20 protein-coding genes, 6 tRNA genes, 1 pseudogene and 1 riboswitch are annotated in these 22,786 nt (G+C 43.7%); of the genes and pseudogenes, 24 read left to right on the forward strand and 3 right to left on the reverse strand.

All coding sequences use genetic code 11. The features are described 5' to 3' along the window. The 22 genes and pseudogenes from FXF62_RS04640 to FXF62_RS04745 all read left to right on the forward strand — a co-directional run bounded on the left by FXF62_RS04640 (position 1) and on the right by FXF62_RS04745 (position 16,920). Positions 1 to 67: transfer RNA gene (locus FXF62_RS04640), tRNA-Phe, on the forward strand. 15 nt (positions 68 to 82) lie between these two features. Beyond that, a tRNA-Tyr gene (locus tag FXF62_RS04645) sits at positions 83 to 163 on the forward strand. A gap of 6 nt (positions 164 to 169) precedes the next feature. Further along, a tRNA-Trp gene (locus FXF62_RS04650) sits at positions 170 to 240 on the forward strand. Positions 241 to 252: 12 nt separating this feature from the next. Then, positions 253 to 325, forward strand: a tRNA-His gene (locus FXF62_RS04655). Positions 326 to 341: 16 nt separating this feature from the next. Then, positions 342 to 413: transfer RNA gene (locus FXF62_RS04660), tRNA-Gln, on the forward strand. A 7-nt stretch (positions 414 to 420) separates the two neighbouring features. Further along, positions 421 to 504, forward strand: a tRNA-Leu gene (locus tag FXF62_RS04665). A 192-nt stretch (positions 505 to 696) separates the two neighbouring features. After that, positions 697 to 1,689, forward strand: a pseudogene (locus tag FXF62_RS04670) (ABC transporter ATP-binding protein). A 1-nt stretch (position 1,690) separates the two neighbouring features. Continuing rightward, positions 1,691 to 2,509 carry an ABC transporter permease gene (locus tag FXF62_RS04675; RefSeq protein WP_149517844.1) on the forward strand — a complete coding sequence of 273 codons (819 nt, stop codon included), beginning with the start codon at positions 1,691 to 1,693 and terminating at the stop codon, positions 2,507 to 2,509. Position 2,510: 1 nt separating this feature from the next. Further along, positions 2,511 to 3,296, forward strand: coding sequence for an ABC transporter permease (locus tag FXF62_RS04680; protein ID WP_149517845.1), 786 nt, complete (start codon positions 2,511 to 2,513; stop codon positions 3,294 to 3,296). A gap of 292 nt (positions 3,297 to 3,588) precedes the next feature. After that, the gene (locus FXF62_RS04685; RefSeq protein ID WP_149517846.1) at positions 3,589 to 3,999 is read left to right on the forward strand and encodes a GNAT family N-acetyltransferase; all 411 of its coding nucleotides are present in this window, start codon (positions 3,589 to 3,591) and stop codon (positions 3,997 to 3,999) included. Between the two features lie 75 nt (positions 4,000 to 4,074). Further along, entirely contained in the window at positions 4,075 to 4,377 is a 303-nt protein-coding gene (locus FXF62_RS04690) for a hypothetical protein (protein WP_005591116.1), read from the forward strand. Next, a complete protein-coding gene (locus FXF62_RS04695) occupies positions 4,377 to 4,928 on the forward strand; it encodes a CvpA family protein (protein WP_149517847.1) in 552 nt (183 codons plus the stop codon). Before FXF62_RS04690 ends, FXF62_RS04695 begins: the two co-directional genes overlap by 1 nt. Positions 4,929 to 4,997: 69 nt before the next feature. Next, positions 4,998 to 7,331 carry an endonuclease MutS2 gene (locus tag FXF62_RS04700; RefSeq protein WP_149517948.1) on the forward strand — a complete coding sequence of 778 codons (2,334 nt, stop codon included), beginning with the start codon at positions 4,998 to 5,000 and terminating at the stop codon, positions 7,329 to 7,331. Positions 7,332 to 7,424: 93 nt separating this feature from the next. Continuing rightward, a complete protein-coding gene (gene trxA / locus FXF62_RS04705) occupies positions 7,425 to 7,739 on the forward strand; it encodes a thioredoxin (protein ID WP_045498501.1) in 315 nt (104 codons plus the stop codon). Between the two features lie 176 nt (positions 7,740 to 7,915). Next, positions 7,916 to 8,005, forward strand: a riboswitch (glycine riboswitch). A gap of 90 nt (positions 8,006 to 8,095) precedes the next feature. After that, positions 8,096 to 9,427, forward strand: a complete 1,332-nt coding sequence (locus tag FXF62_RS04710; protein WP_149517848.1) for an alanine/glycine:cation symporter family protein — start codon at positions 8,096 to 8,098, stop codon at positions 9,425 to 9,427. 148 nt (positions 9,428 to 9,575) lie between these two features. Continuing rightward, positions 9,576 to 10,049 (forward strand): transcriptional regulator NrdR, encoded by a 474-nt coding sequence (gene nrdR, locus FXF62_RS04715; RefSeq protein WP_005591110.1) that lies wholly within the window; start codon positions 9,576 to 9,578, stop codon positions 10,047 to 10,049. 6 nt (positions 10,050 to 10,055) lie between these two features. Next, positions 10,056 to 11,210 (forward strand): replication initiation and membrane attachment family protein, encoded by a 1,155-nt coding sequence (locus FXF62_RS04720; protein WP_149517849.1) that lies wholly within the window; start codon positions 10,056 to 10,058, stop codon positions 11,208 to 11,210. Beyond that, the gene (gene dnaI / locus FXF62_RS04725) at positions 11,211 to 12,110 is read left to right on the forward strand and encodes a primosomal protein DnaI (protein ID WP_149517850.1); all 900 of its coding nucleotides are present in this window, start codon (positions 11,211 to 11,213) and stop codon (positions 12,108 to 12,110) included. Continuing rightward, the gene (locus FXF62_RS04730) at positions 12,107 to 12,823 is read left to right on the forward strand and encodes a nitroreductase family protein (RefSeq protein ID WP_149517851.1); all 717 of its coding nucleotides are present in this window, start codon (positions 12,107 to 12,109) and stop codon (positions 12,821 to 12,823) included. Before dnaI ends, FXF62_RS04730 begins: the two co-directional genes overlap by 4 nt. Positions 12,824 to 12,865: 42 nt before the next feature. Then, positions 12,866 to 14,176, forward strand: coding sequence for a ribosome biogenesis GTPase Der (gene der / locus FXF62_RS04735; RefSeq protein WP_149517852.1), 1,311 nt, complete (start codon positions 12,866 to 12,868; stop codon positions 14,174 to 14,176). Between the two features lie 288 nt (positions 14,177 to 14,464). Continuing rightward, positions 14,465 to 15,643: a hydroxymethylglutaryl-CoA synthase gene (locus FXF62_RS04740; protein ID WP_149517949.1), complete on the forward strand. Its 1,179-nt coding sequence runs from the start codon at positions 14,465 to 14,467 to the stop codon at positions 15,641 to 15,643. After that, a complete protein-coding gene (locus FXF62_RS04745; RefSeq protein WP_149517853.1) occupies positions 15,640 to 16,920 on the forward strand; it encodes a hydroxymethylglutaryl-CoA reductase, degradative in 1,281 nt (426 codons plus the stop codon). The genes FXF62_RS04740 and FXF62_RS04745 overlap by 4 nt, the downstream gene beginning before the upstream one ends. 171 nt (positions 16,921 to 17,091) lie before the next feature. Here the strand turns inward: FXF62_RS04745 and FXF62_RS04755 are convergent, their stop codons facing one another. From FXF62_RS04755 to pflB, 3 genes are all read right to left on the reverse strand, one after another. After that, positions 17,092 to 17,550, reverse strand: a complete 459-nt coding sequence (locus tag FXF62_RS04755; protein ID WP_125373811.1) for a threonine/serine exporter family protein — start codon at positions 17,548 to 17,550, stop codon at positions 17,092 to 17,094. A gap of 4 nt (positions 17,551 to 17,554) precedes the next feature. Then, positions 17,555 to 18,328 (reverse strand): threonine/serine exporter family protein, encoded by a 774-nt coding sequence (locus FXF62_RS04760; RefSeq protein WP_149517854.1) that lies wholly within the window; start codon positions 18,326 to 18,328, stop codon positions 17,555 to 17,557. Positions 18,329 to 18,445: 117 nt separating this feature from the next. Further along, on the reverse strand, positions 18,446 to 20,761 hold the full coding sequence (gene pflB, locus FXF62_RS04765; protein WP_062004071.1) for a formate C-acetyltransferase: 2,316 nt from the start codon (positions 20,759 to 20,761) through the stop codon (positions 18,446 to 18,448). A 354-nt stretch (positions 20,762 to 21,115) separates the two neighbouring features. Between pflB and dinB the strand changes: the two genes are divergently transcribed. Then, positions 21,116 to 22,180, forward strand: a complete 1,065-nt coding sequence (dinB, locus tag FXF62_RS04770; RefSeq protein ID WP_149517855.1) for a DNA polymerase IV — start codon at positions 21,116 to 21,118, stop codon at positions 22,178 to 22,180. A gap of 249 nt (positions 22,181 to 22,429) precedes the next feature. Then, positions 22,430 to 22,714, forward strand: coding sequence for a hypothetical protein (locus tag FXF62_RS04775; protein ID WP_262881589.1), 285 nt, complete (start codon positions 22,430 to 22,432; stop codon positions 22,712 to 22,714). The last annotated feature ends 72 nt before the right edge of the window (positions 22,715 to 22,786 follow it).

The raw sequence follows: 22,786 nt of genomic DNA on the forward strand, positions 1-22,786 counted from the left end.
GTAGCTCAGTTGGTAGAGCAATGGATTGAAGCTCCATGTGTCGGCGGTTCGATTCCGTCTCGCGCCATATCTTTAGAATTTCGGAAGGGTAGCGAAGAGGCTAAACGCGGCGGACTGTAAATCCGCTCCTTCGGGTTCGGGGGTTCGAATCCCTCCCCTTCCATGCTTAACGGGCATAGTTTAAAGGTAGAACTAAGGTCTCCAAAACCTTCAGTGTGGGTTCAATTCCTACTGCCCGTGTTTTGGAATATGGCGGGTGTGGTGAAGTGGTTAACACACCAGATTGTGGCTCTGGCATGCGTGGGTTCGATCCCCATCACTCGCCTATTTCTTTTGATTATTGGGGTATCGCCAAGCGGTAAGGCAAGGGACTTTGACTCCCTCATGCGTTGGTTCGAATCCAGCTACCCCAGTTACTTTGCCGGCGTGGCGGAATTGGCAGACGCGCTGGACTCAAAATCCAGTGTCCGCAAGGACGTGCCGGTTCGACCCCGGCCGCCGGTATAGTATTAAAGACAAGGTTTTCGAATCTTGTCTTTTTTTACAAATTTTTATTTTTGATTTGTTTGAGATTATTTATTTTATAATCATTCTTTTACTTTATCTACAAATTTTTTCTGGCTGTTTAGATACTAGTAAGGATTCTTGTTTGTAATAGTAAATGACTTATCCAAGTCTTTCTAAGGAGAGAAGCAAATGGCAATGATAGAGGTGGAACATCTTCAGAAAAATTTTGTGAAGACAGTCAAGGAACCGGGGTTGAAGGGGGCTTTGCGCTCCTTTATTCATCCTGAAAAGCAGACTTTTGAAGCGGTCAAGGATTTGACTTTTGAGGTTCCAAAAGGGCAGATTTTAGGATTTATCGGGGCCAATGGTGCAGGAAAGTCAACAACCATCAAAATGCTGACAGGGATTTTGAAACCGACATCAGGATTTTGTCGGATTAATGGCAAGATTCCGCAGGATAATCGCCAAGACTATGTCAAAGATATTGGAGTGGTCTTTGGGCAACGCACCCAGTTATGGTGGGATTTGGCTCTGCAAGAGACCTATACAGTCTTGAAAGAGATTTACGATGTGCCAGATTCGCTCTTCCACAAGAGAATGGATTTTTTAAATGAAGTCTTGGATTTGAAGGATTTTATCAAGGACCCCGTGCGAACTCTTTAACTTGGGCAACGGATGCGTGCGGACATTGCGGCTTCCTTGCTCCACAATCCTAAAGTTCTCTTTTTAGATGAGCCGACCATTGGTTTGGATGTGTCGGTCAAGGATAACATTCGTCGGGCTATTACTCAGATCAATCAAGAGGAAGAAACAACCATTCTCTTGACTACTCATGACCTGAGTGATATTGAGCAACTTTGTGATCGGATTTTTATGATTGACAAGGGGCAGGAGATTTTTGACGGAACGGTTAGCCAGCTCAAGGAAACCTTTGGCAAGATGAAGACTCTTTCTTTTGAACTGGTACCAGGTCAAAGTCATCTAGACTCTCATTTTGAAGGCTTGCCTGATATGACCATTGATAGACAAGGAAATAGCCTCAACATTCAATACGATAGTTCCCGCTATCAGTCAGCTGATATTATCAAGCAAACCTTGTCTGATTTTGAGATTCGCGATTTGAAGATGGTGGATACGGATATTGAGGATATTATTCGTCGCTTCTACCGAAAGGAGCTCTAAGATGGTCAAATTGTGGCGACGTTATAAACCCTTTATCAATGCAGGGATTCAGGAGTTGATTACCTATCGAGTCAACTTTCTTCTTTATCGGATTGGCGATGTCATGGGTGCTTTTGTGGAATTTTATCTCTGGAAGGCTGTCTTTGATTCCTCGCAAGAGTCTTTGATTCAGGGTTTCAGTATGGCAGATATCACCCTCTACATCATCATGAGTTTTGTGACCAATCTTCTGACTAGGTCGGATTCTTCCTTTATGATTGGTGAGGAGGTCAAGGATGGTTCCATTATCATGCGTTTGTTGAGACCAGTGCATTTTGCAGCTTCTTACCTCTTTACGGAACTTGGATCCAAGTGGTTGATTTTTATCTCTGTTGGACTGCCATTTTTAAGTGTCATCGTATTGATGAAAATTTTATCTAGGCAAGGGGTTGTAGAAGTGCTGGGATTAACCATCCTTTATCTCTTTAGCTTAATCCTAGCCTACCTGATCAACTTTTTCTTTAATATCTGCTTTGGATTTTCAGCCTTTGTGTTTAAAAATTTATGGGGCTCTAATCTGCTTAAGAATTCTCTGATTGACTTTATGTCTGGGAGTTTGATTCCCTTGACCTTCTTTCCTAAAATCGTTTCAGATATTCTGTCCTTTTTGCCTTTTTCATCCTTGATTTATACTCCAGTTATGATCATTGTTGGGAAATACGATGCCAGTCAGATTCTTCAAGCACTCGTTTTGCAGTTTTTCTGGCTCTTAGTGATGGTGGGCTTGTCTCAGTTGATTTGGAAACGAGCCCAGTCATTCATCACTATTCAAGGAGGTTAGTATGAAAAAATATCAGCGTATGCATCTGATTTTTATCAGACAATACATCAAGCAAATCATGGAATACAAGGTTGATTTTGTGGTTGGTGTGCTGGGAGTATTTCTGACCCAAGGGTTAAATCTCTTGTTTCTCAATGTCATCTTTCAACATATTCCATCCCTAGAAGGATGGACCTTTCAAGAAATTGCTTTTATCTATGGCTTTTCCTTGATTCCCAAGGGACTGGACCATCTCTTTTTTGACAATCTCTGGGCTCTGGGGCAACGCTTGGTGCGAAAAGGGGAGTTTGACAAGTATCTAACGCGTCCTATTAATCCTCTCTTTCACATCCTAGTTGAGACCTTCCAGATTGATGCCTTGGGCGAACTCTTGGTCGGTGGTATCCTACTGGGAACAACAGTGACTAGCATTGCTTGGACTCTTCCCAAATTCTTGCTTTTCCTAGTCTGTATTCCTTTTGCGACCTTGATTTATACTTCCTTGAAAATTGCGACAGCCAGTATCGCTTTTTGGACCAAGCAGTCAGGCGCCATGATTTACATTTTTTATATGTTCAATGACTTTGCCAAGTATCCTATTTCCATTTACAATTCGATTCTTCGTTGGTTGATTAGTTTCATCGTGCCTTTCGCCTTTACGGCCTACTATCCAGCTAGTTATTTCTTGCAGGACAAAGATGGACTCTTTAATATTGGTGGTTTGATTTTGATTTCCCTTGTTTTCTTTGTCATTTCCCTTAAATTATGGGATAGGGGCTTGGATGCCTACGAAAGTGCTGGTTCCTAAGAGGGAAATGTAATGATGGGAGAGATTTAGTTAAAAACTCCATTACTGTCTGAAGAATTTGCAGAAGAGCATTCTTTGTTGATTGTCTATTTAGCAAGATCAGATAGTGAGGTATGAATAAGTGATCAATGAGATGCAGTATAAAGACAAGGTTTGCTGCCTTGTCTTTTCTAATACATTTTAAGGTATCTATCTTTCAAATTTTTGCTTTTGGAATGAATAAATTCTACTTATCTCGCTAAAATGGTAGAATAGGTTTAAGATTTGTCTGATAAGTAAGAAGGAGAGCCTAATGAAATTGAGATTGGAAAATAAAGAATCTGAACGTGTCCAAGAACTTGGAAATTTAATCCGAGCTTATAATCGCTCTAAACGGGAAGCTTCAACAAGTGAGCCACTCAATATCTTTGTCGAAGATGAGGATGGAAATTTAATGGGCGGCCTAGTAGCCGAAACGTTTGGCTACTGGCTTGAAATTGAGTATTTATATGTGAGTGAGGCGTTACGAGGGCAAGGGCTTGGCTCGGATATTTTGCAAAGGGCGGAAGAGGAAGCTCGTGACAGGAAGTGTAAGTATTCATTTGTGGATACCTTCCATTTCCAAGCGCCAGATTTTTATAAAAAGCATGGCTATGAGGAAGTATTTAGATTAAAAGAATATCCTTATACAGGTGAGCGATATTATTATACGAAAGCGTTATAATTTATCCAAGGATAGATAGCAGATTTCTACCTGACAAATGTAGCGATTTTTGGTATAATATCATGAGGTGATTTTATGGCAAATTTGAATAGATATAAGTTTACATTTGGAAGCAAAACCTTAACTTTAACAACAGAACACGATAATCTTTTCATGGAAGAAGTGGAGCGGGTTGCTAAGGAAAAATATAAGGCCATCAAAGAGCAGATGCCTGCGGCAGATGATGAAGTCTTGGCCATTTTGTTGGCGATTAATAGTTTATCTACCCAGCTCAGTCGCGAGATTGAGTTTGATGATAAGGAAAAAGAATTGGAAAGTCTTCGTCACAAAATGCTTAGCGAATTAAGAGAAAAGTCAGCTAATACAGGGGAAAGATAGTGTTTGCGATTATTATTTTACTAATATTAGCTTGGAGCTTTTATATTGGCTACTCGCGTGGGATTGTTCTGCAGGGATATTATGCTGCTATGACGATTGTATCCATGCTGGTGGCTGGAGCTCTATATCAGGGCTTGGCTAAGTCTATCAGCTTGTGGGTGCCCTATGCTAGCGCTGTTAAAGGCAGTTCGACTTATTTCTTTGCAAATTCCCAACTTTTCCATTTGGATAAGGTTTTTTATGCGGGGCTGGCTTACCTACTTGTTTTCAGTCTTGTTTATATAATAGGCCGCTTTTTTGGGATTTTCGTAAATTTAATTCCCTATCCGAATAAGTGGGATACCAAAGTTTTTAATATGGTTAGTGGGGCTATTGCGATCTTCATCTCACTCTTTGTCATCGAGATGGGACTAACTATTTTAGCTACTGTGCCCATGTCCTTTATACAAGACCGCTTAAATTCGAGTTTGCTGATTCGGTTTATTATCAATCACACGCCTGTAACTTCATCCATTTTACATGACCTTTGGGTCACAAAAATTATCGGATAATTAAGACTCAGTTGCCCTGTAGCTGAGTTTCTTTTTCAGTTTAAATCATATAGAAATAGAATGAACATGATGAATCATAAAATTTTAGAAACTTTGGAATTTGAGAAAATTAAGGAGCTTTTTTCTCCCTATCTACTGACTGAGCTGGGAGGGTTGGAGTTAAAGCAGCTCCAGCCAAGCAGTAAAAAAGAATCAATTGCTGCTGCTTTTTTGGAAATGTCCGATATGCGGCAGATTTTTGTGCAACATCCGCACTTTAGTTTGGGAGCGATTCAGGATATTAGGGGCTTGACCAAGCGCCTAGAGCTGGATAGTGACCTGAATATTGAGGAGTTTTTAGCCCTCAAGCGGGTCTTGGCTGTGACGCACGAGCTGGTGTCCTTCTACGAGGACTTGGAAAATGTCCAATTAGAGCGTTTGGATCGCCTTTTTAACAATCTAGTAGAGTTTCCTAGTATTCAGGGAAGCCTGCAAGCTATCAATGATGGGGGCTTTCTCGAAAGTTTTGCTAGTGAAGAGTTGAGTCGTATTCGCCGGAAAATTCAAGAAAATGAAGTTCAGGTTCGAGATATCCTGCAAGAGATTCTCAAAACCAAAGGAGATATGCTGGCAGACCAAGTGGTGGCCAGTCGGAATGGTCGCAATGTACTGCCTGTAAAAAATACCTACCGTAACCGTATTGCAGGCGTCGTTCACGATATTTCAGCCAGCGGTAGTACGGTTTACATTGAGCCGCGGGCGGTGGTCAATCTCAATGAAGAGATTGCTAGCAGTCGGGCGGACGAGCGCTATGAAATTCAGCGGATTTTGCAGGCCATGTCGGATATGATACGTCCCCATGCAACTGAAATTGCCAACAATGCTTGGATTATCGGACATCTGGACCTGGTGCGTGCCAAGGTCCGCTTCATGCAGGAGACAGGAGCGGTGGTGCCAGACCTGTCGGAGGAGCAGGATATTCAACTGCTTAGTGTCCGCCATCCCTTGATTGAAAATGCAGTGGCTAATGACCTGCATTTCGGACCAGACTTGACAGAGATTGTTATTACCGGTCCTAATACGGGTGGTAAGACCATCATGCTGAAGACCTTGGGCTTGGCTCAGATCATGGCCCAGTTAGGTCTGCCGATTCTTGCGGACAAGGGGAGCCGCGTCGGGATTTTCAGTCAGATTTTTGCAGACATTGGTGATGAGCAGTCCATTGAGCAGAGCCTGTCGACTTTCTCCAGTCACATGACCAATATCGTCTCTATTTTAGAGCAGGTTGATAGCGAGAGTTTGGTCCTGCTGGATGAGCTGGGAGCTGGGACTGACCCGCAGGAGGGTGCAGCTCTGGCTATTGCTATCTTAGAAGATTTGCGGCTAAGACAGATTAAAACCATGGCGACGACCCACTATCCTGAGCTCAAAGCCTATGGGATTGAGACGGATTGGGTGGAAAATGCCAGCATGGAGTTTGATACAGATAGTTTAAGGCCGACCTATCGCTTTATGCAGGGAGTGCCTGGCCGCTCCAATGCCTTTGAAATCGCTCGACGTTTGGGCTTGGCAGAAGTTATCGTTGGCCATGCCCAAGAGCAGACCAACACAGACAGTGATGTCAATCGGATCATTGAGCGCCTAGAAGAGCAGACGCTGGAAAGCCGCAAGCGCTTGGATAATATCCGCAAGGTGGAGCAGGAAAATCTCAAATTTAACCGAGCCCTCAAAAAGCTATATAATGAGTTTAACCGAGAAAAGGAAACCGAGCTCAATAAGGCACGCTTGGAAGCCCAGGAAATCGTGGATATGGCTTTGTCAGAGAGCGAGAGCATTCTCAAAAATCTCCATGATAAGTCTAGTCTCAAACCGCATGAGATTATCGAAGCCAAGGCCCAGCTTAAAAAGTTGGCACCTGAAACCGTTGATTTATCAAAGAATAAGGTGCTGCAGCAGGCCAAGAAAAATAGGGCGCCCAAGGTGGGTGATGATATCCTAGTCACCAGCTATGGTCAGCGGGGAACCTTGGTCAAGCAGCTCAAGGACGGCCGCTGGGAAGCTCAGGTCGGTCTGATTAAGATGACTCTAGAAGAGCAGGAATTTAATCTTATCAAGGCTGAAAAGGAGCAGCAGCCTAAGCGCAAGCAGGTCAATGTGGTCAAGCGAACTAATACCAATGGTCCAAGAGCCAGACTGGATCTGCGTGGCAAGCGCTATGAAGAGGCCATGGAAGAGCTTGATGCCTTCATCGATCAGGCCCTCCTTAATAACATGGCTCAGGTGGATATTATCCACGGTATCGGAACGGGTGTTATCCGTGAAGGGGTGACTAAATATCTCCGTCGTAACAAGCAGGTCAAGTCCTTCGGCTATGCCCCGCAAAATGCCGGCGGCAGCGGCGCGACGATTGTCATCTTTAAGTAGGGAAGCATCGGACACTCCGTAGCAAATATTTTCTTTTCCTCTGTGTTTGGTGTACAATATTATCAAAAGTAAGCTATTCAAAGGAGAAGATTTATGGTAGCAGCAGTTACAGATGCAACATTCGCTGAAGAGACAAAAGACGGACTGGTTCTGATTGATTTTTGGGCAACTTGGTGCGGTCCATGCCGCATGCAGGCGCCTATCTTGGAGCAGTTGGCAGGGGAAGTTCATGAGGACGAACTGAAAATCCTCAAAATGGATGTGGATGAAAATCCAAATACTGCCCGCGAATTTGGCATTATGTCCATTCCGACACTTCTGTTCAAAAAAGACGGTCAAGTCGTTAAGCAAGTAGCTGGTGTTCACACGAAGGAGCAACTGAAGGCTATTTTGGCAGAGTTAAGCTAAGAGAGAAGCCTCAGGGCTTCTTTTTGTATATTCAAGATCAAAAACGTTTACATCTTCAAAGTTTTTCATAAAACATTGACAAAAAACGAATATTATTTTAAAATAATAGAAAATTTAGAATAAACACCGAATGAAGTTTTTCAGAAATAAGCGTTTGCGCCTTATGACTGTGAAATGGACGGAACTCTGGAGAGACCATGATTGGCACCGAAGGGGCAAGGCAGGCAACTGCTCAAACTCTCAGGTAAAAGGACAGAGCAAGGGAAGGACAGGAGTCGGTCATTCTCAGGCATCCAGAGTACATGTGTAAACATGTACTTTTCTTTTTCTCGGTGTGGAGAAGGAGCATAAGACTTATGTTGAAGTTGCTGAATCAAATTGATTCATTGGTCTGGGGGCCTCCCCTTTTGATTTTATTAGTTGGAACGGGAATTTATCTGACTTTTCGTCTAAAGTTGCTACAGATTTCGCGTCTTTCTCGAGCCTTTCGCTTAATTTTTGTATCCGGAGAGGATCATCATGGAGACGTGTCAAGCTTTGCTGCTCTTTGTACAGCATTGGCAGCCACGGTTGGAACGGGGAATATTATAGGTGTTGCGACGGCCATAAAAGTTGGTGGACCGGGTGCCTTGTTTTGGATGTGGTTAGCTGCTTTCTTTGGAATGGCAACCAAGTATGCCGAAGGTTTATTAGCGATTAAGTATCGTTCCAAGGATGCCCACGGAGCAGTTGCTGGTGGCCCCATGCACTATATTCTGTTGGGAATGGGAGAAAAATGGCGTCCGCTAGCCATCTTCTTTGCTGTTGCGGGTGTCTTGGTAGCTCTTTTAGGTATTGGAACCTTTACGCAGGTCAACTCCATCACAGAAGCCATGCATAATACTATTCAGCTACCTTCAGCTGTGACAGCCTCTATCTTGGCTATTTTGGTGGCTTTGGTTATTTTCAGCGGCATTCAGTCCATTGCGCGAGTGTCGACCAAGGTTGTGCCTTTTATGGCAGCTATTTATATATTGGGAACCATAACCATTTTGCTTCTTAACTTTGATCGGCTTGGGGCAACTTTGCAGCTGGTCTTCACTTCTGCTTTTAGTCAAACAGCAGCGGTGGGTGGCTTTGCTGGTGCAAGCATGCGGATGGCCATTCAAAATGGGGTAGCTCGTGGCGTCTTTTCAAATGAATCGGGCCTAGGATCAGCACCTATTGCGGCGGCGGCAGCTAAGACCAAGGAGCCTGTCGAGCAAGGCTTGATTTCGATGACGGGAACCTTTATTGATACCCTCATTATTTGTAGCTTAACTGGTCTGACAATCTTAGTCACTGGCGTTTGGAATAGTGATTTGAACGGTGTTAGATTGACACAAGCGGCATTTTCTACGGCATTCTCTAGTTTCGGTCCTGTTCTTCTCACTATTTTTCTGGTTCTTTTTGCCTTTACTACAATTTTAGGCTGGAACTATTACGGTGAGCGTTGCTTTGAGTTCCTGTTTGGTGTCAAATATATTCGCTTGTACCGAATCATTTTTGTCGCTATGGTGCTCTTAGGAGGCTTTATCGAGTTAGAAGCAGTTTGGGTTATTGCCGATATTGTCAATGCCTTGATGGCCTTGCCAAATCTGATTGCTCTTTTGGTCTTATCTCCTGTTATTATTGCTGAGACCAAAAAGTATTTTGACAAAAAGGGCTGAGTTTTTAGTTGCTGGATTTTTGAAAGAAGATTACCTTGCTAAAGCTGCTTTGTCAGCTTTAGTTTTTTTATGGGCGAGAAATCTCTCGTCTTTTGTTATTGGTCAAAACATGGTATAATGAAGTATTAAGATTCTAGGAGGAAATGACATGCGTTGTCCCAAATGTGGCGGAAGCAAATCAAGTGTGGTTGACAGCCGGCAGGCAGAAGATGGAAATACAATCCGTCGCCGCCGTGAATGCGAGGAATGCCAGCACCGTTTTACAACCTATGAGCGCGTGGAAGAAAGAACCCTAGTCGTTGTCAAAAAAGATGGAACGCGTGAGCAGTTTTCTCGGGATAAGATATTTAATGGCATCATCCGTTCCGCTCAGAAGCGTCCAGTATCAAGTGACGAGATTGAAGAGTTGGTCAATCGAATTGAGCAAAAGCTCCGCAGTCAGAGTGAAAATGAAATTGCCAGCGAATATATTGGCTCTCTGGTCATGGATGAGCTGGCCGAGCTGGATGAGATTACCTATGTCCGTTTTGCCAGTGTTTATCGGAGTTTCAAAGATGTTGGCGAGCTGGAAAGCCTTTTGAAGCAGATTACCAAGGGTTCTAAGAAGAAAAAGGAAAAATAATGGCTTATGAAACCAAATGATCATTTTTCTTTTTTGTCTAATAACCAGGTCAGTCAAGATATGAGCGGGCTGACCCGTTATTATCTACCCATTGTGGGTAAGGATGCAGTGGCACTTTATCTTTATCTAGTTTCTTTTTGGGATAATGGAGCTCAGCAGCGACTTTTCAGCCATATTTTAAATCATCTTGATTTTGGTATGGAAGTGTTGGAGAGAAGCTTGGAGCGCTTATCAGCTATTAGGTTGCTAGAGCTTTTCCAGACTGAGACGGGATTTTTCATTCGACTCTATCCAACCTTGTCTGCTGAGGACTTCTTTGCTCATCATGTGTACAGTAGTCTTTTGGAGAAAAAGATTGGTCAGGCGGCAGTAGATAAGCTACGACCGGAAAATCCAGCTGGACAAAAGATCAGTCCTTCTTTTAGCCAAATCTATGGCATGGATGACGTCAGTCCGACGAGAACTAGTCGCCAAAATGATTTTGACTTGACGCATTTTAAACAGAGAATGGCTCAGGATGGCTTGCGTTTTGCAGATGAAAAAGCAGACCTCTTGGACTTGTTTGCCATTGCGGAGCAGAAGAAATGGACTTGGTATGAGACCTATGTCTTAGCGCGTGAAACAGCTGTGTCGCATGTGATTTCGACGAAAAGGATGCAGCAAAAGATTCAGCAAAAGCCAGTTTCGGGAGACTTTTCTCAGCAAGAGCAATCCATTATTCGTGAGGCTAAAAGCAAGCAGCCCTTGCTCTTTTTGGCAGAAATCAAGAAAACCCGTCAAGCGGCCATTACGCGTAGTGAACGGAAGCTGATTCAGGATTTGGCAGAGATGGGACTTTTGGATGAAGTTATCAATATCATCCTGCTACTGACTTTTAATAAGGTGGATTCAGCCAACCTCAATGAAAAGTATGCCTTCAAGGTGGCCAATGACTTTTCTTATCAAAAGGTGACCTCGGCTGAAGAGGCGGTCCTGAAAATTCGCGAGCGCAACCAGCAGACGAATACTCGTCCTGCGCAAGTCAGCCCAGCTTCTGCTAAAAGCAATGTGCCGAACTGGAGTCAGCCGGATTACAAAAATGAAACTAGCTTAGAAAAACAAGCGGAACTAGAAGAACAAAAAAGAAGACTTTTAGCAAGACTGGAAGAGGGAGGCGATTAAATGGAAAAAATAGGACAGGCAATGCCTCATATGAATAAAGTGAAGCAGTTTGATTATCAAAAATTAGTCCAGCAGATTTTAGCAGATCCAGATATCGCTGCCTTTATCAGTCGAGAACAACTGTCTCCAACCGAAATTCAGCGGAGCATTTCTAAGTTCAATCAATACATTACCGAACGAGATCGCTTCCTGCTAGAAGATCAGAATTACATTGCCAAGGGTTATAAGCCGATTTTGGTGAAAAATGAAGGCTATGCGGATGTTGCCTATGAGGAAACGCCTGAGTTGATTGAGCAGGAGAGACAGGAAGCGATTAGAAGCCGTCTCAACCTTATCAATCTGCCAGCTAGCCTAAAAGAAGCTAGTTTGGCCAAAGTGGATTTAGACGATGTCGGTCGCTACAAAGCTTTCGAGCTCTTGACCAGTTTTGTTGCGGACTTTCCGCATTATCAAAAGGCTGTTTATCTCTACGGAGATTTCGGCGTGGGTAAGAGCTACATGATGGCTGCTCTGGCGCATGATTTGTCAGAAAAGCGTAGTGTCTCAACGACTCTTCTCCACTATCCGAGCTTTGTTTTGGATGTTAAAAATGCGATCAGTTCTGGCTTGGTCAAGGACAAAATTGACCAGGTCAAGACAGCTCAAGTGCTGATTTTGGACGATATCGGTGCTGAGCAGTCTAGTCCATGGATGCGGGATGAGATCTTGCAGGTTATCCTCCAGCACCGTATGCAGGAAAATCTGCCGACTTTCTTCACTTCTAACTTTAGTTTTTCAGATTTGGAGCGTCACTTTGCCAACTCTAAGAATGGCGATGAAACTTGGCAGGCTAAGCGGGTTATGGAGCGGATTAAGTTTTTAGCTCAAGAAATACACCTAGAAGGAGAGAATCGCCGATGAATGAAACAATTAAGCTGATGAAAGCTCATACGTCTGTTCGCCGTTTTACGGAGGAGCAGATTTCGGATAAGGAATTACGTGCCATTATCGATGCTGGACGTGCTGCTTCCAGTTGGAAAAACTTCCAGTCCTACTCTATCATCGTGGTGCGCAGCCAGGAGAAAAAAGAGGCTCTTTTTGACTTAGTTCCGCAGAAAGCAATTCTTCAGGCATCAGCCTTTTTGCTCTTTGTAGGAGACCTCAATCGAGCTAAAAAGGGAGCTGCGCTACATACAGAAGATTTTTATCCGGAGGGAACTGAAAATATCCTCATTAGCTCGGTAGATGCTGCTTTGGCAGGGCAAAATACCCTCTTGGCAGCTGAAAGTCTAGGTTATGGCGGCGTTATTATTAGTTTAGTTCGCTACGAAGCTTCAAAAATTGCCCAGCTCTTTAATCTGCCAGACTATACTTATCCAGTTTTTGGTATGGCTTTAGGAAAACCAAATCAAAACCATGCTGTCAAGCCACGCCTGCCCTATGAAGCGGTGGTCTTTGAGGAAGAATACTGTGAGCAGGGAAGCTCAGTTATCGAGGCCTATGACCGTGTGCAGGCTGAGTATGCTGGTGAGCGAGCACAGGATACTTGGAGCCAGCGTTTGGCAGCCCAATTTGGTCAGGAGCCGAATCAAGCGATTGACCAGCTGTTCAAAGAAAAGAAATTAGAAAACTAAGGCGGAGCTCTGCTCTGTCCTAAAGAATGAAAGAGGGAAAACATGGCTTTACCAACTATTGCCATTGTCGGCCGTCCTAATGTCGGCAAATCAACGCTTTTTAATCGGATTGCGGGAGAGCGAATTTCCATTGTCGAAGACGTGGAAGGGGTTACCCGAGACCGAATCTATGCGACGGCAGATTGGCTGAATCGTAAGTTCAGTATCATTGATACGGGCGGAATTGACGATGTTGATGCACCTTTTATGGAGCAAATCAAGCATCAAGCTGAGATTGCTATGGACGAGGCCGATGTCATCGTTTTTGTCGTGTCTGGCAAGGAAGGCATTACTGATGCGGACGAGTATGTCGCTCGCATGCTCTACAAGACCCACAAACCGATTATTTTAGCGGTTAATAAGGTGGATAATCCCGAGATGCGCAATGAAATCTATGATTTCTATGCACTGGGCTTGGGCGATCCATTCCCAGTATCTTCTGTCCACGGGATTGGTACAGGGGATGTTCTGGACGCTATCGTTGAAAATCTGCCAAATGAAGAAGTGGTTGAAAATCCTGATATGATTAAGTTTAGCTTGATTGGCCGTCCCAATGTCGGCAAGTCTAGCTTGATCAATGCCATCTTGGGTGAGGATCGGGTCATTGCCAGTCCAGTGGCTGGTACCACACGCGATGCGATTGATACGGTCTTTACGGACAGTGAAGGTCAGGAATTTACCATGATCGACACGGCTGGTATGCGCAAGTCAGGCAAGGTCTATGAAAATACAGAGAAATACTCTGTTATGCGGGCTATGCGGGCAATCGATCGCTCAGATGTCGTTCTGATGGTGCTGAATGCTGAAGAAGGTATTCGTGAGTACGACAAGCGAATCGCTGGCTTCGCCCATGAAGCAGGAAAAGGAATGATCATCGTCGTAAATAAGTGGGATACGCTGGAAAAAGACAACCATACCATGAAAGACTGGGAAGAAGATATTCGCGACCAGTTCCAGTACTTGTCTTATGCGCCGATTATCTTTGTCTCTGCCTTGACCAAGCAGCGTCTCCATAAGCTGCCGGCTATGATTAAGCAAATCAGTCAGAGTCAGAATACCCGTATTCCATCAGCGGTGCTTAATGATGTCATCATGGATGCTATCGCCATTAATCCGACACCGACTGACAAGGGCAAACGTCTCAAGATTTTTTATGCGACTCAGGTTGCGACCAAACCGCCGACCTTTGTCATCTTTGTCAACGAAGAAGAGCTCATGCACTTCTCTTACCTGCGTTTCTTGGAAAATCAAATTCGCAAGGCCTTTGTCTTTGAAGGAACACCGATTCACTTGATTGCAAGGAAGCGGAAGTAGGGCTTGCTTCAGCCTGTTTACAAAGAAAACAAGGGATATTGCAAGGAATTTATGGAGGGAAGCTTATCCTTAAATCCATAAACTCGCTAGTTCAAAATGTGGAATAGACTGATGAGGGAAACTGAATTGGAAAAATTGAGTTTCTCTCATTTTTTGATGACGAGCTTTCTCCGTCCCAAATCGGATTTGAGCTTAAAAAATGGTTTTTAAAAGAGTTTTAGCCTTAATTATGGTAAAATAATGTCTGAATACTATTAGCTATCAAATGAATTGAATGAGGTCTTTATGATGAAAATCGGAATCGATCAAATCGGTTTTGCGACCAGCAATTATGTTTTAAAATTAGATCATCTGGCTGAGGAGCGGGGCATTGATCCCAACAAGCTCAGCAAGGGATTATTGATGAAGGAGATCAGCATTGCTCCTTTAACTGAGGATATTGTCACTTTGGGCGCAGCAGCGGCTGAGCAAATCTTGACTGTCGAGGACAAGAAGGCCATTGATATGGTTATTGTCGCAACAGAGTCTAGCATCGACCAAAGCAAGGCGACTTCGGTCTTTATTCATGGTCTTTTAGGCATTCAGCCCTTTGCTCGTAGCTTTGAAATTAAAGAGGCCTGCTATGGAGCAACTGCTGCTCTAGACTATGCCAAGCTGCATATCAGACAATATCCAGAAAGCAAGGTCTTGGTCATCGCTAGTGACATTGCCAAATACGGGGCAGAGACGCCAGGCGAGCCGACTCAAGGTGCAGGCGCTGTCGCTATGTTGATCAGTCAAAATCCACGCATCCTTGAATTCAATGAAGATAATGTGGCTCAGACTCGTGATATTATGGATTTCTGGCGCCCAAATTACTCTACGACTCCTTACGTCAATGGTGTTTACTCAACCCAGCAGTACCTAGATTGCCTCAAGACGACTTGGAACGAATACCAAAAGCGTCATGGCTTGGCTTTAGCTGACTTTGCAGCGGTTTGTTTCCATCTTCCCTATCCCAAATTGGCGCTTAAGGGGCTGAATAAAATTATGGATAAAAGCTTGTCTCAGGAGGAGCAAAAAGGCCTGCAAGAAAACTTTGACAAGTCTATTCTCTATAGCCAAAAGGTTGGGAATATCTATACAGGCTCCCTCTTCTTGGGGCTCTTATCCCTCTTAGAAAACTCTGAGAATCTTAAGGATGGTGACAAGATTGCTCTCTTTAGTTATGGTAGTGGTGCTGTCGCTGAGATTTTTAGTGCCAATCTGGTAGAAGGTTATGAGAAACAGCTGACGACTAATCGTTTGGAGAAATTAAATCAACGTCAAGAACTGACGGTTGCTGCTTATGAAGAGCTTTTCTTTGCAGAAGCCCAGCTGGATGAAAACGGCTCAGCTGTTTTTTCTGACTACGATGACCAAGTTTACGCCTTGGTTCAAATAGACCAACACCAGCGTAAGTATATCAAAGTTGAGAAACCATCATGAAAATAAATTGGACTGGATTTTCTAAAAAAACGCCTGCAGAGCGACTAGAGTTTCTGAAAGCCCATGAACTACTCCAGGCTGAGAATTGGCAAAATTTTGCTAATCAGCATCATCTGCCGCTGGAGATTGCCAATCAAATGAGTGAAAATGTGCTTTCTATTCTGGCTTTACCTTATTCGATTGCACCGGACTTTCTCATAGATGAGCAGGTCTATCAGGTACCTTTTGCAACAGAGGAGCCCTCTGTCGTTGCTGCTGCTAGTTTTGCAGCAAAAATCATCAAGCGTAGCGGTGGTTTCAAGACTAAGATTCATAATCGGCAGATGATTGGGCAGGTCGCACTCTATGATGTGCCGGATGTAGCTAAAGCTCTAGAGCAGATCCAAAATGAGAAGTCAGCTTTGTTGGAGTTGGCAAATCAAGCCCATCCTTCCATCGTCAAGCGAGGAGGTGGGGCGCGTGATTTGAGAACGGATTTCCTGGAGGGAGAGACGGACTTTCTAGTTGTCTACCTTGTCGTGGACACTCAGGAAGCTATGGGCGCCAATATCCTTAATACGATGCTAGAAGCCCTAAAAGAACGGTTGGAGGAGTTAACAGGTGGACAGAGCTTGATGGCTATCCTGTCTAACTATGCGACTGAGGCGCTTGTAACAGCCTCTTGCGAAATTGATTTCCATTCACTCAGTCGAGATAAGGCAGAAGCTGAACGAACTGCTCAAAGAATCGCTTTAGCCAGTCAATTTGCAAAGCAGGATCCTTATCGGGCCAGCACGCATAATAAAGGCATTTTCAACGGAATTGATGCAGTTCTTTTGGCGACAGGTAATGACTGGCGCGCTATTGAAGCAGGGGCTCATGCCTATGCTGCTCGCGATGGCCGTTATCAAGGATTGAGTAACTGGAAGGCCAATTTAGAGGAAAGAAAACTCTATGGCCAGTTGACTCTACCCATGCCGGTTGCTGCTAAGGGAGGCTCCATTGGTCTTAATCCAATGGTTGTCGCCAGTTTTGATTTATTGGGGCAACCGACAGCCAAAGAATTAGCTTCGATTATTGCTTCTGTCGGCTTAGCGCAAAATTTTGCGGCTTTAAGAGCGCTGGTGACTACGGGAATTCAGGCTGGCCACATGAAGCTCCAAGCTAAATCTCTAGCTTTATTGGCAGGTGCTCAGGAAGATGAGATTGCTTCTGTCGTTGCAGAACTTCTCAAAGAGAAGCAGTTCAATCAGGCAAAAGCCAAGGAAATTTTAGCCAAAATGCGTAAAGAAAAATGAGAGTGGGACAGAAATCGGTAATTCGTTAGAATTCGATTTCGTCGTCCCACCTCCGCACAGTTGAGTAGGGCTGTAAAAGCTGATGGAATCAGCGTAGTAGAGCCCACTCAAACACTGCGTCTTGCTCGACAATCCAAAGACAATTGAGAGGCTGGGACTTTTGTCCCAGCCTCATTTTTTATAGTGAAGAGGATGTTTCTTAAGGTAGCTGTAAATCTTTAAGACAACCGTCCCGCTAGCCATGCCGATAGAGATGACCAAGGCTAGGATGACGACCAAGGTAGCATGGACCATGGCCTGACTATAATCGCCCGTCACAAAAAAAGCAGTTGTCCGATAGGAAATATAACCAGGTACTAGAGGCGCTAGAATAGCCAAAATAAAGACGACAGCTGGCGTTCTGTAGATGATGCTGAGGATTTGGCTGGCACAGGAACCAATGATAGCAGCCACGAAAGTTGCAATGATAACATTGGTCGGTCCCTTGAGTAGGAGATAGAGTAGCCAAGTAGCCATACCTAAGACTCCGCCAGGAATCAGCATACTCCGCTGGACATTTAGAACGATTAGAAAAGTGATGATTGCCAGTAGGCTGGCAAGGGCTTGCAGTAAGAAAGTCAAGATTGTCATAGGCTTATTTCATAATAAGAAGGGCGACAGAGGTACCTGCACCAAGAGCAAGGGTAATGAGGAGCGATTCAAAGAGTTTACTCATCCCAGAATTGATATGGCTGGTCATGATGTCACGCACAGAGTTGGTCAGGGCGATTCCTGGGACGAAGGGCATGACGGCCCCTGCGATAATTAAGTCTGCTGTTGAATCGAAGCCTGAGTAGCGAGCCCAAATCTGGGCCAATAATCCGAAGACGAAAGCCCCAGCAAAGGCTGATACGAAAGGAATCCGAATATATTTATCGACATAAAGGGAGAAAGAAAAGCCAAATAGGGTTGCTATACCAGCCCCAAGAGCATCGTAAAAATTTCCACCGAACATGATTGAAAAGAAGGGCGCACTGAGCGTAGCAGCTGTAATCAGCTCTTTTTCGCTATAAGGAAGCTTTTTTATTTTAAGTTCCTTTAGTTGTTCAAGCGCTTCTTCCAGATTGATGGCACCACTAACCAGTTGGCGAGAGACTTGATTGACATCACAGACTTTCTCGATATTATAGTTCGTATGGATATTTCGCTTCATTCGAGAAATATTGGTATTTTCAATGGAAAAGAATATGGCAACTGGCATGGCCAAGGCATTGCAGTCCATGATGCCCTGCGAATGGGCGATCCTGATCATGGTGTCTTCGACCCGATAAATCTCTGAACCACTTTGTAGTAGCAAAGTCCCAGCTAGCATGATAACATCGACGGCCAGATTAAGATTTTTTTCATCTGTAGACATTTTCTCAGCCATTGCATCCCCTTTTTCGTTTCACAATAACTCTATTATAACACAAATGCCCTAAGCTATCTCTATAAATCAAAATAAAACCAGCTGATTTTCAGCTGGTTTTACAATTAGGAAAGAGGTTTAGCTAAGTGCATCATCCATTGAAAGGACTTCGTGGAAGACACGTTGTGTCAATTCAGTCTTTTGCTCTGGAGTGAGGTATTTAGTGTTCACACAGTAACCTGAGATACGAACGATAACGTCTTCACCAGACATGATCTTGTCGTAAACATCTTGCAAGTCCATAACGTTCAAGTTAACGTGTTGTCCACCGTTTTCGAAGTAACCATCAAGGATTGTTACCAAGTTATCCACTTGTTCATCACGAGTCTTACCAAGAGCACGTGGAGAAACTTGAGTTGTCAATGAGATACCGTCAGCCGCATAACCAAAGTCAAGGCTAGCAAGTGAGTTCAAGTTTTGCAACCAACCACCTTTAGCTTTGTTAGATGGGTTAGCACCTGGTGAGAAGAATTCAAGTTTAGACAAGTTCACTGAACCATCTTCGTTGAGGTATACACCTTTGTGGACTGGTGAGTTACCAGTTTGTTTAGAGTATGCAACGTTAGATGTGATTGTCAAAAGTGATACAGTTGCTTCAGCGTCTTTGTAAAGTTTGTGGCTACGTAGACGTGTAGTATAAGCTTCGATCAACCATTCTGCCAATTCGTTTGAACGTGGATCATCTTCACCCCAACGAGGGAAGTCACCGATTGTTTCGTAATCGTAGATGTAGCCATTTTCATCACGGAGTGGTTTAACAGTTGCATACTTGATAGCTGACAATGTATCAACAGTGTTAGCAAATCCACAGATACCGAATCCCATGTTAGCACGTTGTTTAGTTGGCAAGAAGGCCATTTGAACAGCTTCGTAGTTGTACTTGTCAGTCATGTAGTGGATGATGTTCAAAGCATCTACGTAAGTGTCAGTCAACCAGTCAAGTGATTTTTCGAAGTTCGCTTTAACTGATTCAAATTCAAGAACTTCGTCACGGATAGGATCGATGTCAAATACTTTGTAGTCTTTATGTACATCGTCGTAACCACCGTTCAAACCAGTAAGAAGAGCTTTCAAAACGTTTACACGAGCACCGAAGTACTGGATGTTGTGGCGTTGTTCTTCGTTTTCTGGGTCAAGTGGAGACACACAGCATGAGATACAGCTCATTTCACCATATCCGTCTTTAGCCATTGTTGTTACACCTTCGTATTGGATAGAAGAGTGTTTGTGGCTCATATGCATACAGTAGCGACGGAATGCGTATGGTAATTTATCAGTCCAAAGCACTGTCAAGTTTGGCTCTGGAGAGTTACCGATGTTGTCAAGTGTGTTCAAGAAACGGTAGTCCATCTTAGTAACACGGTGACGACCGTCGTTACCCATACCTGCCATAGAAGTAGTAATGAAGGTTGGGTCACCAGAGTAAAGTTGGTCGTAAGCTTTCGTACGAGCAAATTTCACTGTACGAAGTTTCATAACGAAATCATCGACAAATTCTTGGATTTCTGATTCAGTGTAAGTACCGCGAGCCAAGTCACGCTCTGCGTAGATGTCAAGAACGATAGGCACACGTCCAAGAGAAGTAGCAGCACCGTTGATAACACGGCAGACAGCCATGAAGGCGATGTTAGTCCATTGGATAGCTTCTTTAACGTCAAAGGCAGGACGGCGAACATCAACTCCGTAAAGGTCACCAAGTTTTACAACTTCACCGAGTGCTTGGTATTGCAAGTTGATTTCTTCGCGCAGACGGATTGTTTCTTCATCAATATCAGTCAAACCGTTCCAGTCGCGAACTTTTTCAGCCATGAGGTAGTCAGCTCCATAGAGAGCAAGACGTGCGTAAACACCGATGATACGTCCACGTGAGTAAGCATCTGGAAGACCAGTTACAGTGTGGGCGTGACGAGCACGGCGGATGTTAGAAGTGTAAGCACGGAAAATACCGTCATTTACTGTTGTAACGTATTTAGTAAAGATTTCATGAACAGCAGGATCTGGTTCGTATCCATTTTCTTTCAAAGTAGTTTCAGCCATGCGGATACCACCTTTTGGCATGAAGTTCAATTTGAAGAGTTCGTCATTTTGGATACCGTAAATCAGTTCGTTGTCCTTGTCAATGTAACCAGCGTCGATACCAGCAATAGATGTTGGACGAGTGTCCATTGGGAAACGAGTTTCTTCGTAGTGAGCTTTTGTTTCTTCTACGATTTTCTTGATGTGGAGTGAGCGTTCAGTAGGACCTGCCAAGAAGCTTTCATCTCCGTCATAAGGTGTGTAGTTAGCTTGAACGAAGCGAGAAACGCTTGCTTTTTCTTTCCAGTCTTCACCTTGGAAACCTTCCCAAGCTTTGTCGAAAATATCTTGAGCTTCAACAACTGTTTTAACAACCATTAGATTTTCCTCTTTATTCTAGCAACATAAACTGTTACATTTATAGTTAAAGTATATCACAAGGTAATCGGTTTCACAAACGAATTTTATCGCTAAAAGAGGCTTTCTTTTATAATACAGATTGTTATTTTGGCATAAACTGTCTTATAAATTTGAAAATGTAAATGAAAATAGTAGGAAGATTTTGACAAACCTAGTTGCAGGATAGTTGTTTTCCATTTTATTTTGATCATACTTACCCAGGACTCAAAGTTTCTTACTTTCTCTGGTCATACTTTTGGATAAAAATCCTTTGAAACTTGCTTTAAAAATGATAAAATTTCTTAAAGAGCTATTCTACTTATAGGAGACGCCATGCTAATTTTTCCGCTAATCAATGACACATCGCGAAAGATCATTCATATTGATATGGATGCTTTTTTTGCTTCGGTCGAAGAGCGGGACAATCCAAAGCTTAAGGGGAAGCCAGTTATTATCGGTAGTGATCCGCGTCAGACGGGTGGACGTGGCGTGGTTTCGACCTGTAATTACGAAGCTAGAAAGTTTGGAGTTCATTCGGCTATGAGCTCCAAGGAAGCCTATGAGCGCTGCCCGCAGGGAATTTTTATCTCGGGGAATTACGAAAAATATCAGGCGGTTGGCTTGCAGATCCGAGAGATTTTTAAGCGCTATACGGATAAAATTGAGCCTATGAGTATCGACGAGGCCTATCTGGACGTGACAGAAAATAAGCTAGGGCTTAAATCTGCGGTCAAGGTAGCCAAGCTGATCCAGCATGATATCTGGAATGAACTGAAGCTGACGTCTTCTGCAGGCGTTTCTTATAATAAGTTTCTGGCCAAGATTGCCAGTGATTATGAGAAGCCGCACGGTCTGACGGTCATTCTGCCTGAAGAGGCAGAGGCCTTTCTAGCACCCATGGACATTGCCAAATTTCATGGGGTGGGTAAGAAGAGTGTCGAGAAACTGCATAAGATGGGTGTTTATACTGGTGCGGATCTGCTCAAAATACCAGAAATGACCTTGATTGATAAGTTCGGCCGCTTTGGCTTTGATCTCTACCGGAAAGCTCGTGGTATCAGCAATAGTCCGGTCAAGTCCAATCGTATCCGTAAGTCGATCGGTAAGGAGCGGACCTATGCCAAACTGCTCTATGGTGAGGAGGACATCAAGAAAGAGCTGTCCCTGCTGGCACAGAAGGTAGAAAATAGCCTGACTAAGCATGATAAGAAAGGACGAACTATCGTTCTGAAAATCCGTTATGCCGATTTTTCAACCTTGACTAAAAGGAAAAGTTTGGCTCTAGCCACTCAAGACAAGGAGCAAATCGAGCGAACTGCGCATGAGATATACGATAGCTTGGAAGAACAACCACGAGGTATCCGGCTGCTAGGACTGACAGTGACGGGGTTTGAATAAATATAAAGGCTTGGTTCATTACCGAGCTTTTTTAGATATAGTTTTTAGTATGAGAGAGTTGCTTGTGACGAGTTTCTAAGTTGGCTGATGATTTCATTGACTATAAAAAAACTTTTTTAAAAATACTGGACATGCTTTTCAGTGTCTGTTATACTGAGATTATAAAATAAAAACCGTCTAGTCGGTTTTTAAAAAGGAGCAAGAATGAAGAAATCTGTAGTATAAAAAACAAGTGAGCATGTCCTCGAGTTGAATCAGGAGCTGGATCGGCAACGTAAAGGCCAAAAAGAGTTTTTGCAGCAGCAGGCAGAAAAACGTAAAGTGCAGTTAGAAAACATGACACGAGGTGAGAATGGCATCCGCTATTCTAAGTGGGGAGTCAAAGCTGGCTATGTCGCCCTTGCTGGTGGTCTGCTGACCTCTGTCTTTAGCCCTTGGCGAGGACTGGGTATTATGGCAATAGAAGGTCTGAGTATTGCCTCTAATCTCTGTCATATCCGGCGTTTGCAAGATCGGGAAAGGAACAAGTGGTAGATATAAAACCTAGATAAATTGGGCGATCTAGAACAGTTTGGAAATAGAAAGCTGCGGCCTTTTCTACTAGCT

Source organism: Streptococcus cristatus (assembly GCF_008369405.1).
GTDB classification, from domain to species: Bacteria; Bacillota; Bacilli; order Lactobacillales; family Streptococcaceae; genus Streptococcus; species Streptococcus cristatus_G.

Coding starts and splice junctions, on each gene's coding strand:
- FXF62_RS04675 (WP_149517844.1), top strand. CDS start 1,691: ATGGTCAAATTGTGGCGACGTTATAAACCCTTTATCAATGCAGGGATT.
- FXF62_RS04680 (WP_149517845.1), top strand. CDS start 2,511: ATGAAAAAATATCAGCGTATGCATCTGATTTTTATCAGACAATACATC.
- FXF62_RS04685 (WP_149517846.1), top strand. CDS start 3,589: ATGAAATTGAGATTGGAAAATAAAGAATCTGAACGTGTCCAAGAACTT.
- FXF62_RS04690 (WP_005591116.1), top strand. CDS start 4,075: ATGGCAAATTTGAATAGATATAAGTTTACATTTGGAAGCAAAACCTTA.
- FXF62_RS04700 (WP_149517948.1), top strand. CDS start 4,998: ATGAATCATAAAATTTTAGAAACTTTGGAATTTGAGAAAATTAAGGAG.
- trxA (WP_045498501.1), top strand. CDS start 7,425: ATGGTAGCAGCAGTTACAGATGCAACATTCGCTGAAGAGACAAAAGAC.
- FXF62_RS04710 (WP_149517848.1), top strand. CDS start 8,096: ATGTTGAAGTTGCTGAATCAAATTGATTCATTGGTCTGGGGGCCTCCC.
- nrdR (WP_005591110.1), top strand. CDS start 9,576: ATGCGTTGTCCCAAATGTGGCGGAAGCAAATCAAGTGTGGTTGACAGC.
- FXF62_RS04720 (WP_149517849.1), top strand. CDS start 10,056: ATGAAACCAAATGATCATTTTTCTTTTTTGTCTAATAACCAGGTCAGT.
- dnaI (WP_149517850.1), top strand. CDS start 11,211: ATGGAAAAAATAGGACAGGCAATGCCTCATATGAATAAAGTGAAGCAG.
- FXF62_RS04730 (WP_149517851.1), top strand. CDS start 12,107: ATGAATGAAACAATTAAGCTGATGAAAGCTCATACGTCTGTTCGCCGT.
- der (WP_149517852.1), top strand. CDS start 12,866: ATGGCTTTACCAACTATTGCCATTGTCGGCCGTCCTAATGTCGGCAAA.
- FXF62_RS04740 (WP_149517949.1), top strand. CDS start 14,465: ATGAAAATCGGAATCGATCAAATCGGTTTTGCGACCAGCAATTATGTT.
- FXF62_RS04745 (WP_149517853.1), top strand. CDS start 15,640: ATGAAAATAAATTGGACTGGATTTTCTAAAAAAACGCCTGCAGAGCGA.
- FXF62_RS04755 (WP_125373811.1), bottom strand. CDS start 17,550: ATGACAATCTTGACTTTCTTACTGCAAGCCCTTGCCAGCCTACTGGCA.
- FXF62_RS04760 (WP_149517854.1), bottom strand. CDS start 18,328: ATGGCTGAGAAAATGTCTACAGATGAAAAAAATCTTAATCTGGCCGTC.
- pflB (WP_062004071.1), bottom strand. CDS start 20,761: ATGGTTGTTAAAACAGTTGTTGAAGCTCAAGATATTTTCGACAAAGCT.
- dinB (WP_149517855.1), top strand. CDS start 21,116: ATGCTAATTTTTCCGCTAATCAATGACACATCGCGAAAGATCATTCAT.